General features: G+C 39.2%; 10 protein-coding genes. 3 read left to right on the top strand and 7 right to left on the bottom strand.

Annotated features, from left to right (window positions below):
* The 3 genes from DEU42_RS16290 to DEU42_RS16300 all read right to left on the bottom strand — a co-directional run.
* A partial coding sequence (locus DEU42_RS16290) for a fibronectin type III domain-containing protein (protein ID WP_147278144.1) occupies nucleotides 1–3,347 on the bottom strand: 3,347 nt, incomplete at its 3' end.
* 201 nt (nucleotides 3,348–3,548) lie between these two features.
* Nucleotides 3,549–5,594: a M16 family metallopeptidase gene (locus tag DEU42_RS16295; RefSeq protein ID WP_114759397.1), complete on the bottom strand. Its 2,046-nt coding sequence runs from the start codon at nucleotides 5,592–5,594 to the stop codon at nucleotides 3,549–3,551.
* 15 nt (nucleotides 5,595–5,609) lie between these two features.
* Nucleotides 5,610–6,935, bottom strand: a complete 1,326-nt coding sequence (locus DEU42_RS16300; protein WP_114759398.1) for a M16 family metallopeptidase — start codon at nucleotides 6,933–6,935, stop codon at nucleotides 5,610–5,612.
* 200 nt (nucleotides 6,936–7,135) lie between these two features.
* On the opposite strand from DEU42_RS16300, the gene rplU reads away from it, so the two are divergent.
* Both rplU and rpmA read left to right on the top strand, forming a co-directional pair.
* The gene (gene rplU / locus DEU42_RS16305) at nucleotides 7,136–7,504 is read left to right on the top strand and encodes a 50S ribosomal protein L21 (protein WP_114759399.1); all 369 of its coding nucleotides are present in this window, start codon (nucleotides 7,136–7,138) and stop codon (nucleotides 7,502–7,504) included.
* Between the two features lie 23 nt (nucleotides 7,505–7,527).
* Nucleotides 7,528–7,788 (top strand): 50S ribosomal protein L27, encoded by a 261-nt coding sequence (rpmA, locus tag DEU42_RS16310; RefSeq protein WP_114759400.1) that lies wholly within the window; start codon nucleotides 7,528–7,530, stop codon nucleotides 7,786–7,788.
* Between the two features lie 177 nt (nucleotides 7,789–7,965).
* On the opposite strand, the gene aat is transcribed toward rpmA, so the two are convergent.
* From aat to DEU42_RS16325, 3 genes are all read right to left on the bottom strand, one after another.
* Entirely contained in the window at nucleotides 7,966–8,601 is a 636-nt protein-coding gene (gene aat / locus DEU42_RS16315; RefSeq protein WP_114759401.1) for a leucyl/phenylalanyl-tRNA--protein transferase, read from the bottom strand.
* A gap of 555 nt (nucleotides 8,602–9,156) precedes the next feature.
* Entirely contained in the window at nucleotides 9,157–9,618 is a 462-nt protein-coding gene (locus DEU42_RS16320; protein ID WP_114759402.1) for a DUF3127 domain-containing protein, read from the bottom strand.
* 51 nt (nucleotides 9,619–9,669) lie between these two features.
* The gene (locus DEU42_RS16325; protein ID WP_114759403.1) at nucleotides 9,670–10,542 is read right to left on the bottom strand and encodes a flavin reductase family protein; all 873 of its coding nucleotides are present in this window, start codon (nucleotides 10,540–10,542) and stop codon (nucleotides 9,670–9,672) included.
* A gap of 149 nt (nucleotides 10,543–10,691) precedes the next feature.
* Between DEU42_RS16325 and DEU42_RS16330 the strand changes: the two genes are divergently transcribed.
* Nucleotides 10,692–11,843, top strand: a complete 1,152-nt coding sequence (locus DEU42_RS16330; protein WP_114759404.1) for a sensor histidine kinase — start codon at nucleotides 10,692–10,694, stop codon at nucleotides 11,841–11,843.
* 38 nt (nucleotides 11,844–11,881) lie between these two features.
* On the opposite strand, the gene DEU42_RS16335 is transcribed toward DEU42_RS16330, so the two are convergent.
* Nucleotides 11,882–12,295 carry a lipocalin family protein gene (locus tag DEU42_RS16335; RefSeq protein ID WP_114759405.1) on the bottom strand — a complete coding sequence of 138 codons (414 nt, stop codon included), beginning with the start codon at nucleotides 12,293–12,295 and terminating at the stop codon, nucleotides 11,882–11,884.
* Between the last annotated feature and the right edge of the window lie 76 nt (nucleotides 12,296–12,371).

The raw sequence follows: 12,371 nt of genomic DNA on the forward strand, positions 1-12,371 counted from the left end.
AGAGCGGTTGTTGAAGCTAAAGCCGTACCTCCTGTTGCAGCAGCATACCATTTAATTCCTGTTCCGGTTGCAACAAGATCAGCAACTGTACCTGCATTACAGAAATCCTGAGTAGCAGCAGGAACTGTCGGAGCTACAATTACATTTATAGATACGTCAACAGTTGCTATTGTAGAGCATGCTGTAGTTGAGTTGGAGGCCGTTAATGTATAAGTTGTTGTTGTACTTGGGCTAAATGTCCATCCTGTAGTAGCATTACCTGAAACGCCTGTTGATGGTTCCCATGAATAAGCAGTGTAATCAGCTGCACCGGAAGTTATGGTGACAGCAGATGTAGGCTGGCCCTGACATGTTGTTGCAGTATTTGTACTTAGCGTAAACGCAGCAGGAGTGTTTACAGTAGCAACTACCGGAGTTCTTGTCGAGTAACAAGGAGCGGTATAGTTCCAGTTATAGAAGAAATAGTATCCAGGGTCAGTATTTCCATTAAGGTAAGCCGAAGTCAGTGTTGCAACATTTCCAAGTGCTATAGGATATGGTATTCCTGAATTTTCTCGTACCATTGCCGGAGCGCCGGCTAAGGCTACTATCCTGTATCCGTTTCCGGCAGGTATATTCCAGCCTAGGTTGACAGTAAATTGTGTCGGATTTGTTGAATTCCCGGCAGGAACAGCTACGGTAACTGTTTGTATTTGGGTATCAGTATTGTTTCTAAGTTCTACAGTAAGGTTACCCGCATTTGTTCCGGTAAGCAATACATCTACTGAATTAAGTACAAAAGCATAGCTTACATCAAATATAAGTCCATATCCGGTACCGGCAGCAGTAGTGTTGGTTGTAGCAGTTGTTGTTCTTCCGCCACCTGATTGTGGTGAACCGGCTATTTCTGTACCTGCATAAAATGTTGTTGTTGCGGTTACGTTTGGACTATATGTTAATCCGGTTGCCAGTGCATTACCACCTATAGGAGTGTCAAACCATTTAACCGTGCCTGTAGAAGCTACAGCAAGGTTTACTGTTCCTGCTCCACAACGTACTCCTGGGGTGGTAGCAGTAATGTCACTATAGTTACACATTGTTGTAAAGGATTTAACGGTTGTCCAGTCGCTAAAACTTGCTCCGCATACAGATCTTATAAATACATAATATGTGGTAGAAGGCTGTAATCCTGTTACGTTTGCTGTTAATCCTGTTGTGGCAGTGCCTGCACTTACAGGTGTTGTGCTCGATGTAGAAACTATATATTGATAACCTGACGGTGTTCCTGTGTTAGGTACATTCCAGTTAATAGTAACGCTATTTTTGGTGATATTGGTAAAGTTTGAAAAAATAGGGAAATCACAACTTGGGATTTCTTCAACTTTTATATAACTCAAGTGAACGTCATAGGTAGGAGTATCGTCTACAGGTCCTTCAGTTGCCTGAAATGCTATTTGTACTGTTTGTCCAATATACGATGTTGGTATAGCAATAGTATAATCTGTTAATACGTTACTTAGGTTAACCGTGGTGGCAGCATTTATAGCATAAAGCGTTGTCCATGTTGCTCCACAATCGGTGGTAATCATCAGTCGAACCTGATCATCGGTTCCCTGCATGCCTGTAGCGTGTGCGTTTGCTGAATTTGCAGCTGTTATTGCAGCGGCGAATTTAACTCTTGTAGCCGTTGTAAGAACATATTTAGGGCTAATAATCCACTCGTTCTTTGCTGCAGCAACAAGGTTTATCTTTGCGGTTGTCTGGCCTCCAAACGCCGTAGAGTTGACCCATTGAGAAGTTATTCCTGAAGGATTAGCTGTAAGAGGTGTAGCACCCGAAGCGGTTGTAATTGCTGCTTCAAACCAACCGGTAGAAACGCTACCCATGTTTGCGCCTACAAATCCTGTAATATTGTTTATATTAGGTAAAGTTGCCGTTAATGGTGTTGCAAACGTTGTAGCGTTGGTTCCATTGGTAGTGTTTATGAAAACACTGAAAGGTGTTGTGCCGCATCTGTTGTATTCATAAACCTTAACATAATATGTTGTTCCGCAGGTTAAGCCTGTAACTGTCACACCGGTTCCGGTTCCTTCGTATATTAATTGTTGCGCTGTTCCTGTATAGGCAGAGTTTCCTGTTAATTGAGCTGTGGTCATAGAGGTTGCAGTAGGATCTACGATAGGAGTAGTACTCATATAAACTAATCTTCGCGTACCGGTGCCAGCATTAAATAGCATATTTACCGAATTATATCCTAATCCTAAGCTGCCGAAAGTTAAATTTGATGCCTGTGTAAGAGGGGCTGCTGCAGGACTTATTGTTGTTACAGCCGAAGTAGCCGACCCGCCTCCGTTTGCACAGGTTACTTTTAAGCGGTACTTTATTGTTGTGCCTGAAAAGCTTGGAGGTGTGTAAGAATTTGTTGTGGCTCCTGTTCCACCTATGGCATTAGCCCAAGAAGTTCCGCCATTTGTTGATTCTTCCCACTGATATGAAATTCCTCCTACAAGGGGGGCATCAGGAACAGTGATAACTCCAGGAGCTGTTCCGGAACATATTAGCCTGTCTAAAATAGTTGATACTGTTCCTGCTGAAGGAATACCGCTACATGGAGGTGGTGGAGTAAATATATAAGTTAAGCCTGATGGTGGAAAAACAGCAGGTAAATTAGTTGTGAATCTTACTGTAGATGCTGTTGTATTTGTTGTAGATACTACCGTGTCGTCCCATGAAGGTGTTAAATCAGGGATTGAGCCAGTAAGTGATCTGCTAAAATAATCAGCGGTAGTTGTGCCTCTAAGTCCAACCTGAGGTTGATATGTTTCAGAAGCAGCTACGTTATTCATGGGGCCATAAATAAAGCTGATTACTCCGGTAGCTTTATTTAGTTTAGCCTGGAAATTTAATGTCTCAACAGTGTGTTGTGTTAAACGGGCCACATTTTTCCACTGGAAGATATAATCTGTTCCATTATCCAGCCATCTCATTTCAAAAAGCGTTCCTGTTATACCTGTATTTCTTAATTGCATACCCAATGGTGATACGACACCTGTGCCAACAGTTGTTGAACTTAAAGGGGATTGCGCAGAACTAAGTGTTGTAGTGCCCAAAACTAAACTTCCGTCGACTCTCATTACTACATCTGTTACGGGTGTTCCATTAAAGAGGAAAGGTGTTGGTAATGTAGCTGTATAAGAATTGGTGTCGTAAGTTGTTCCACAATCCAGACAGGAAATTAAAACTGTTCCTCCTGTAATTTCGGTATAGGTACCTGTTGACTGTGAAAAAGTGTAGAGCGATGTTTGTGCATTAACTGTCGTGACGACGAGAAGCAGAATCATTACTAATAGTGAAGTAAATTTTTTCATACAAATAAAATTATGTGTTTAATAGTTTTATAAAAATATGAATTAAACACTATCTATTTATTAATTATTTGTAATTTGAAAAAAAATTTAACAAGTTTATTTCTGATTGGTTTTTTTTGAGTTGTTTTAAAAAATATTGAAATAAATAAAACAAAAAAGCCTTCGCGTTAGCGAAGGCTTCTGTAAGCAATCAAAATAATATTATTGGAAATCAGCAGGTGTTACACCTTCATTGATTTTAACTTCGCTAACTGTTAGGTTAAGCTCGATACCAACATTCATAATAATGTTGTGAGGTACCTTAATACCTTTTACATCTTTATAATCACCGTAGTAAGTGAAGATTGTAGTTTTTTGACCCGGAGCAATTTCCTGATCACGAGACTCGGCAACTTTATAACCTGATTTTACATCATAGTAGTATGTTGTGTCACCTTTTTTAACTGAATATGCATCTGAACCGTTAATCGCTTCGATTCCTGTTACTGCTGCATCTTTGCTGTTAGCCATGGTAAGTTCTTCAAAAGGAACAGCGCTTGCTTTAAGTTCAGCAAGTTCTTCGCCTTTAACTTCTTCTTTTTGACCCTGACCCATTCTGTAAGCACCTTTTTCGTTTACTACCTGTTTCATCATAGAGTTGCCCATAACTGTAAGCTCTACAGCTTGTTTATTATCTGAAGTAACTTTTGAAGTAAGAACTACAGGAGCTCCCTGTACAGTAGCGTTAGATTTAGTGTAGATGCTTTTAACTCCTTTAGCAGCTTTTTCACCACCGATAGATTTAATGTAGTTATCTAAAACTGTTTTAGCAGTTACACCTGCAGGAACAGCTTTTTTAGCAACAGGTTTTTCTGTTGGGTTACCATATTTGTCAAAATAGAATATTGGCATTTTGCGGCTTTCAAGACCCGGAAGTACATCGGCAGCTTTACCTACAATTACAACACGTGCGTTTTCAACAGAGAAGAATCTGTTAGCAGCTCTTCTGATGTCTTCAGCAGTTACAGCGTTGATGTTTTTGATGTAGTTTTCGTAGAAATCAGCAGGAAGACCCTGAGTTTGTGTTGTAAGTGCATAACGGGCAACAGTTCCCGGTTTTTCCATGTTCATTACAAAGCTTCCTACATATTTCGCTTTAGCGTTTTTAAGGTCTTCTTCAGAAACAAGGTCAGTTCTTATTTTCTTAAGCTCATTAAAGATCTCTACAACTGCACTGTCAGTAACTGTGTTTCTTACAGATGTTGATGAAGAGAAATCGCTTACATATTTACCTCCGCGAATTGAAGAATAAGCACCATAAGTCCATCCGTGAGCTTCACGAAGGTTTAGGAATAATCTTCCTTCTCCACCACCACCAAGAATTTGGTTAGCAAGTAGCGTAGCAAAATAATCTTTATCAGTCATTTTAAGGTTAGAAACATTCACAACCGAAATTTCAGACTGAACCGCATTTGGTACATCTACAAAGTTAATCTGAGTGTATTGAACGTCTTTAGGGTCGCTATAAGATACGTTTGGAGCGATAGCAGGTTTCCAAGAACCGAAAAGTTTTTCAACTTGTTTTTTTACATCTTTAACTTTTACATCACCAACAACTACAAGGTATGCGTTGCCGGGAACAAAGTAAGTATTGTAGTTTGCCTGAACGTCAGAAAGGGTAACGTTATTTAATGTCTCTTCACTTAGATACTCACCTGCCGGGTGATTTTTACCAAATACAAGAACACCGCCAACTCTGCCTGCGATAGCAGATGCACTTTTTTCGTCAGATTTAAGACCTTCAATAATTTGTGCTTTTTGTTTGTCGAACTCTTCCTGAGTGAATACAGGGTTTAGAGCACCGTCAGCCATAAGTTCTAAAATTCTGTTAGAATATTTAGAAAGTCCGCTTCCGTGAGCCGATTGCGATCCGAAGCCAATGCTGGCACCTAAGAAATCTACTTCTTCGTTAAAAGCATCTTTAGGCATTTTTTTAGTTCCGCTACCCATAAGGGCTGCAGTCATATCAGAAACACCTTTTTTTGCACCTTCTGCATACGGAGCGTTATCCATAGTAAGGGTGTAAGATACTGTAGGAAGTTTGTGGTTTTCTACAACAAGAACTTTAAGTCCGTTTTTAAGAGAGAAAGTTTCCGGTTTGCCTACGTTAACTTTAGGAGCTGGTCCCGGTTTAGGCTGTGGTATAACTTGTCCGTGCATATTGAATGATAACAATACGCCGGCTAGGATATATATAACTTTTTTCATGATTTTTTTCAATGCTTAGTTTTGTGCTTTGTCTTTAGCGCCTACGTAGTCTAACGTTAAACGTTGGTTAGGGTTAAGGTATTTTTTAGCAACTTCTCTGATGTCTTCTCTGGTAATTGAACGATAGATTTCAATTTCAGTATTGATTAGGTTTACATCACCATATAAAAGGTAGAAAGAAGCAAGGTTTTCTGCAATACCTTCAACGTTAGAGTTGCTGCTTACATAGTTGCTCTCAATTTCGTTTTGAAGTTTCTGGAACTCTCTTTCTGAGATAAGTTCTGTCTGAAGTTTCACGATTTCTGCATCAGCTTCTTTCATTACATCAGCAGCTGTAAAGCCCTGCATTGGAATTCCGTAAACTATATATAGTCCGTAATCTTCCTGGCTATAGTTGAAAGCACCTATCTGAAGCGCCATTTTTTTCTCGTCAACGATCTTTTTGTACATCCTTGAGCTTTTTCCGCCTGTAAGGATTGAAGAGATCATATCAAGAACTTTAGCGTCTTTTGTTTTCATTGATGGAGTTCTGTAAGCAGTAACCACCATTGGAAGCTGTACGTTAGGATCTTCGTAAGTAGCCTTGAAAGCCTGAGTGATAGGCTGCTCTTCGAATTTCTGGCGAGTAACAGGTGTTCCTTTTGGAACTTTGCTAAAATATTGATCTACCCATTTTTTTGCCTGTGCAGGATCAAAATCTCCGGCAATAACAAGCACTGCATTGTTAGGGATGTAGAACTTTTTGTTGAAAGCCTGGAATTCTTCAAGTGTTGCAGCGTCCAGGTGATCCATTGAACCGATAGTTGCCCAACGGTACGGGTGCACTTTAAACATGTTTCTTTTAACTTCTGCAATAAGGTTTCCGTAAGGCTGGTTGTCTATACGAAGTCTTTTTTCTTCTTTAACAACTTCGTTTTGAGTGTCAACTCCTATCTGGTTGATAACAGGGTGAAGCATTCTTTCAGCTTCCATCCATATAGCAAGCTCAAGGTTGTTAGAAGGGAAAACTTCATAGTAATATGTTCTGTCGTCAGAAGTGTTGGCGTTATTGTTACCACCATTAGCAGTAACTATCTTAAACCAATCACCACGTTTGATGTTTTCTGTTCCTTCAAACAGTAAGTGTTCAAAAAAGTGTGCAAAACCTGTTCTTTCAGGGTTTTCGTCTTTAGAACCTACGTGATACATTACCGAAGTAACGATAACCGGAGCCGATTTATCCTGGTGAAGGATAACATGAAGGCCGTTGTCTAAATTGTATTCTTCGAATGCCACTTTTTGAGCTGAAGCAACTCCGCCAAGCATAAGAAGTGAACCCAAAGCCATTAAAGATTTTTTCATAAAAATTAATAATTATTTTGATATTGCTAATTGGTGTGCAAGTTCGAGATTTTGTTACAATATTTTTACTTTTTTTTAAGAATTTGGATTCATAAGGCATATTCTCCGATTTTTTCGTATAAAATATCACACGTGTGTTGGCTGATAAATAATAAGTTGTATATTTGCAACCTTAAAAAAATTAATTAAACCATATTGTTATGTACGCAATCGTAGAGATAGCAGGGCAGCAATTCAAAGTTAGCAAAGACCTTAAGGTTTATGTTCACCGTCTTGATGCTAAAGAAGGAGATGCAATATCTTTTGCAAAAGTTCTTCTTTTAGATGATAACGGAAACGTAACTATAGGCGCCCCGGCTATAGAAGGTGCTTCAGTAGAAGCTAAAGTGTTACAACACTTAAAAGGTGAAAAAGTAATCGTTTTCAAAAAGAAAAGAAGAAAAGGTTACAAAAAGAAAAACGGTCACCGTCAATCTTTAACGCAAATCCAAATTTCTGGTATCACAGGAGCTGGTGCAGCACCAAAGAAAAAAGCGGCGGCTAAAAAAGCGGAAGCTACAGAGGAATAATTAACATTTAAAAACAAAACATCATGGCTCACAAGAAAGGTGTCGGTAGTTCCAAGAACGGTAGGGAATCAGAATCGAAACGTCTAGGCGTTAAGATTTATGGTGGACAGGCTGCTATTGCAGGTAACATTATCGTAAGACAAAGAGGTTCTAAGCACAATGCTGGTGAAAACGTTTACATGGGTAAAGATCATACTCTTCATGCAAAAGTTGCCGGTGTAGTGAAATTCCAGAAGAAAGGTGACAACAAATCTTTCGTTTCTGTAGTTCCATTCGAAGCTTAAGAAATAAAACTCTATCATATAAAAACCCATTCTGCAAGGAGTGGGTTTTTTGTTTTATTGATATTTCCGATTCTTTTTTAATTACAGGTAGATATGACAAAGCAATCTCATCGGGTCGCTGCGCTTTGATGCATTACGCCTGAAATGGCGGATTAAAACTGTGACTGTGATTGGAAATTAGTATTTAAGTATCTCTAAAAAATCTTCACGCTCTATTTCCCGTGCGCCAAGACTCTCCAGATGCTCATTGTATACCTGGCAGTCTAAAAGGCGGTAATTAGCTATGTAAAGCTGCTTTGTCAATGCTATAAAAGCGATTTTGCTGGCATTACTCACTTTAGAAAACATACTTTCACCACAAAAAATATGGCCAAGGTCCACACCATATAGGCCACCTACAAGTTCATCTCCCTGCCATACTTCAACCGATTTGGCTACACCCAATTCATTTAAGTTGCAATAGGCTTCAACCATATCGGTAGTTATCCACGTGCCTGGTTGTCCGTCTCTTTTAATGTTGCGGCAGTTAGATATCACTTCCCTGAATGCGGTATTGAAGGTTACCCTGAAAATTCCACGGTTAATTATGTTTCGCATACTCTTCGAAATTTTTAGTTCGTCAGGAAACAAAACCATTCTCTCAGGGGGACTCCACCATAAAATAGGCTCGTCGTCTTCAAACCAGGGAAATATACCGCTACGGTAAGCTAATAGCAGTCGCTGAGGCGAAAGATCGCCACCTATGGCAACAATGCCTTCAGGAGATGCCTGTTCTGCTGATGGGAAGTATAATTCGCTTGTCAGGAAGTACATTTTCTATTTTTCTGCAAATGTAATATTTATAACTGCTATCACTGGTTAAACTCACACAAATAAGCTATTTTGTGATTTAGCATTATCTAAATGTTAAATGTAGGAATAGTTCAATAAAGGGTAGTGTTATTATTATAATTTTGCACCCGAATACAAGCAAAATAGTTTTTAACGACGATTTATTATAGCATAGATGCTTGAGCATCAAAGCATAGTTTGTGTTTAGCTAAATTTATACGGAGATCTGGTGGTTCGGATCTCCGTTTTTAATTTTCGCTTACTTGTAAGTAATTTTTTATAACAAAAATTATCCTTGGAGCATATTTTTCTGTAATCCTTTTCTCATATAGGTTTTGTAGTTTTACCACGAAATATAAACTACTATAATTTATGGCTATTTGCTATAGATACATTACTTCATAAGTAATAAAACATGGTTTGTGTTTTAGCTAATTTTATGCGGAGATCTGGTGGTTCGGATCTCCGTTTTTTGTTTATAAACAATAGAGATGAAATAAAAAACCCGAAGCATTGCTTCGGGTTTTTGTGATTTTATTAAAATGGTAAGTCGTCGTGTTCTTCTTCCTTAAAACCTGTTGCCGGTTCAAAGCGATCGTTTTGTGCGGGAGGTGCCTGCTGATAACCTTGTTGTGGTGCCTGGTTGTATCCCTGAGGAGCTTGTTGGTATCCTTGCGGAGCACCATAACCCTGAGGTTGTCCATAGCCTTGTGGAGCTTCAGCTCCGGCTTTTTCTATTCTCCAGCCCTGTATAGAGTTAAAGTATTTTGTTTCTCCCTGAGGGTTTACCCATTCTCTTCCTCTAAGGTTTATGGAAACTTTTACAGGTTCGCCTACAGTGTAGTTGTTAAGCAGGTCACATTTGTCCTGAGTAAACTCGATCATAATGTGCTGTGGGTACTGCTCATCGGTAGTAACTACTATTTCTCTTTTTCTAAAACCATTAGCACCAAAAGCTTTGGTTTCGTCAATCATCTTAATTCTTCCTGAAACTTCCATAATGTTTGTTGTTATTTTCTGCCTTGCAGCAGCTATCGTTATTAATTAAATTTATTTGGCAAGCAGCACTTTCCATGCTGTGGCTACCTGGTTGTTGTCAAGGTATTCCTTGGCTTTCAGGAACTTTTTGCTTTCATCATCGGCGCTTAAAACGGCCTTAATCTCAAAGCTCTCTTTTACAAAGATATCAATTTCTTCATCAGTAGGCAATGTTTCGGTGTTGCCAAGTTTGCCTAAATCGTTACCATCGAAGAAACCACTTTCTTTTACAAATCCCGGAATAGCATCTACACCTATGCCTAAAGTTGTCAGGGGTTTTTCAACCTCAAAAAGCCCTTCTGAAGAACGTGAATACCAGTTTCCGCCAAGTCTTGAAACAAGGTCTATTTTGTGCTGGTCTATCGCTCCGTTAGCATCAAGAATGCTTTCGTCAATGTGCATTTTCAGTACTTCACAAAGTATCAGGTTTCCTGCTCCGCCTTCAGTACCCAGGGCTATAATCTGGTTTACGCGGCATTCAAACTGTACCGGTGCTTCCTTTACCCTGTAAGGTTTTACAGTTTGCGAAGGAATCATGGTAAATCCTGCTTTTTCAAACTCATTTACCCCCGAAGCATACTCTGTACTCGATAGTGAAGTTTGCTCTACCATAGCATAGTTTACCACGTTTATTACTACTTCGCGATTAAGTTCAGCATTCAGCAATGTGTGCTTAACGCTATTGTCGCGTACCCTTCTCGAAGGAGAAAAGATTAATACCGGTGGGTTTGAACTAAAAATATTAAAGAAGCTGAAAGGCGAAAGGTTAGGGGTGTTGTTGCCGTCTAACGTACTTGCCAGTGCTATTGGTCTGGGTCCCACTGCACTTTGTAAGTAACCGTGCAGTTTAGGAGTAGTAAGTTCTTTAGGGTCTATAGTGAGCATGATCGCTTTTTTTGTTTATACAAAGATACTTTTTCTTAACTACCAGCATAGGGTTTTATGAAAGCTGTTGATAAAATATATAACCCTCAGTGCCGTTATTATAAACCACCTCCCAACTTTTAGTATCTTTAAGCCACAAATACACGTTTATGCAATTTTCAGATAACAGGAATATTAGTAGATGGTTAATTATCGCGGCTTCTTTTTTTATAGTTCTTTCTATACTTTGGAATACCTACAGTTTTTTTAACATCTTTAAAGAAGATGAAAGAAAAAAGGTTGAGGTTTTGGCAGAAGCATATCGCATGGTGAATGCTCCATCCATGCAGGATACCGACTTTACGCTTCCGTTAATGATTATACAAAATAATAGTTCGGTTCCAATTATCCTTACTGATAAAAACGGAGTAGTTCAGGATTCAAAAAATCTACCGGATGAAATTGCAAACGATACTATTCGCAAAAAAGCATATCTGAACGAATTAAAACAAGAACAAACATTTATAGTAATAAATCTGGGTAAGGGGGATCATCAGTATTTGTACTATGGTAATTCCCAGTTGTTGAATAACCTTAAATATTATCCGGTTACCTTAGCTATAATTGTCATTTTGTTTGCAACAATAGTGTTTATCTTTTACAGAGCCAGCAAAATGGCAACCCAAAACAGGCTTTGGGCCGGTATGGCAAAAGAAACAGCGCATCAGATTGGTACGCCATTATCATCGCTTTTAGGCTGGATAGAAATCATGAAAGCGGATAATGTGGACGAAACTACGGTAACCGAAGTAGAAAAAGATGTACAGCGCCTGCAGGTTATTGCCGAGCGTTTTAGTAAGGTAGGGTCGGAGCCGGTGCTCGAAGAAAGGGATATTGTAGCCGAAACTGAAAAGTCGTTCGAATACCTGAGATCGAGAGCTTCAAGGCAGGTGGAATTCTTTTTTATGGCTCCAAATCATCCGGTTAAAGTGATGCTTAATCCTGAATTGCATAGCTGGACGGTTGAAAACCTGGTAAAGAATGCTATCGATGCCATGAAAGGTAAAGGAAGGCTTGATGTGATTCTTTCAGAAAGCGAAAAACACATAAGGATAAAGGTAAGTGATACCGGAAAAGGTATCCCGAAGAGTCAGTTTAAAAAAGTGTTTGAACCGGGTTTTACCACAAAGCAAAGGGGATGGGGCCTTGGGCTTTCGTTAACAAAGCGTATTGTAGAAGAATATCACAAGGGCAGGATCAGGGTGTTTTCTTCCGAAATGGGGAAGGGGACCACTATGCAGGCAACTTATAAGAAAATATAATAAAAAAGTCGGCTGTCATTTTTAGACAGCCGACTTTTTTATGGTACACTCGTGAAAACAAAAGTAACCTTTGCATTTGCTATTGAGGTTTCTGCTTCGAGTTCTTTAGAGTTGAGCTTTTTTATTATATACGTTACAGTTTCGGTACCCAGTGTGGTTGTAAGCTGATTAATTTCGGCATTAACAGTGTAGGTTCCGGTTTCTGTTTCCGGGTCCTGTTGGCAGTCCGTCCAGTGCAGCTCTTTTACAGTGTTGGGTGCTACAAATTCTAAATAGTCCTTGCCACAAGGCTGGTGTACATAATCTGATGATGAGTTACCAATTTTGGTGGCTTTGTAATACCATCTTTTTGCAAGCTGGTCGAGGCTTACGGCATCTTTTTTTGCATTATCATCGCTTGAACAGCCGGCAAGACATGCAAGTGTTAGTAGTAATCCGAATATCTTTTTCATGATTCGCTTAATTTATGTTTTGGTTGATGACTTTTAAATTGTTAAATAAATAAACCACGCTTAGCGTGGTTTATTG

The sequence above is a fragment of the Flavobacterium sp. AG291 genome (genome assembly GCF_003350375.1).
In the GTDB taxonomy this organism is placed as follows: Bacteria; Bacteroidota; Bacteroidia; order Flavobacteriales; family Flavobacteriaceae; genus Flavobacterium; species Flavobacterium suzhouense.

Bases quoted from the DNA above. Each gene is read 5' to 3' on its own strand.
- rplU (WP_114759399.1), top strand. From the start codon at position 7,136: ATGTACGCAATCGTAGAGATAGCAGGGCAGCAATTCAAAGTTAGCAAA.
- aat (WP_114759401.1), bottom strand. From the start codon at position 8,601: ATGTACTTCCTGACAAGCGAATTATACTTCCCATCAGCAGAACAGGCA.
- rpmA (WP_114759400.1), top strand. From the start codon at position 7,528: ATGGCTCACAAGAAAGGTGTCGGTAGTTCCAAGAACGGTAGGGAATCA.
- DEU42_RS16300 (WP_114759398.1), bottom strand. From the start codon at position 6,935: ATGAAAAAATCTTTAATGGCTTTGGGTTCACTTCTTATGCTTGGCGGA.
- DEU42_RS16330 (WP_114759404.1), top strand. From the start codon at position 10,692: ATGCAATTTTCAGATAACAGGAATATTAGTAGATGGTTAATTATCGCG.
- DEU42_RS16325 (WP_114759403.1), bottom strand. From the start codon at position 10,542: ATGCTCACTATAGACCCTAAAGAACTTACTACTCCTAAACTGCACGGT.
- DEU42_RS16320 (WP_114759402.1), bottom strand. From the start codon at position 9,618: ATGGAAGTTTCAGGAAGAATTAAGATGATTGACGAAACCAAAGCTTTT.
- DEU42_RS16295 (WP_114759397.1), bottom strand. From the start codon at position 5,594: ATGAAAAAAGTTATATATATCCTAGCCGGCGTATTGTTATCATTCAAT.
- DEU42_RS16335 (WP_114759405.1), bottom strand. From the start codon at position 12,295: ATGAAAAAGATATTCGGATTACTACTAACACTTGCATGTCTTGCCGGC.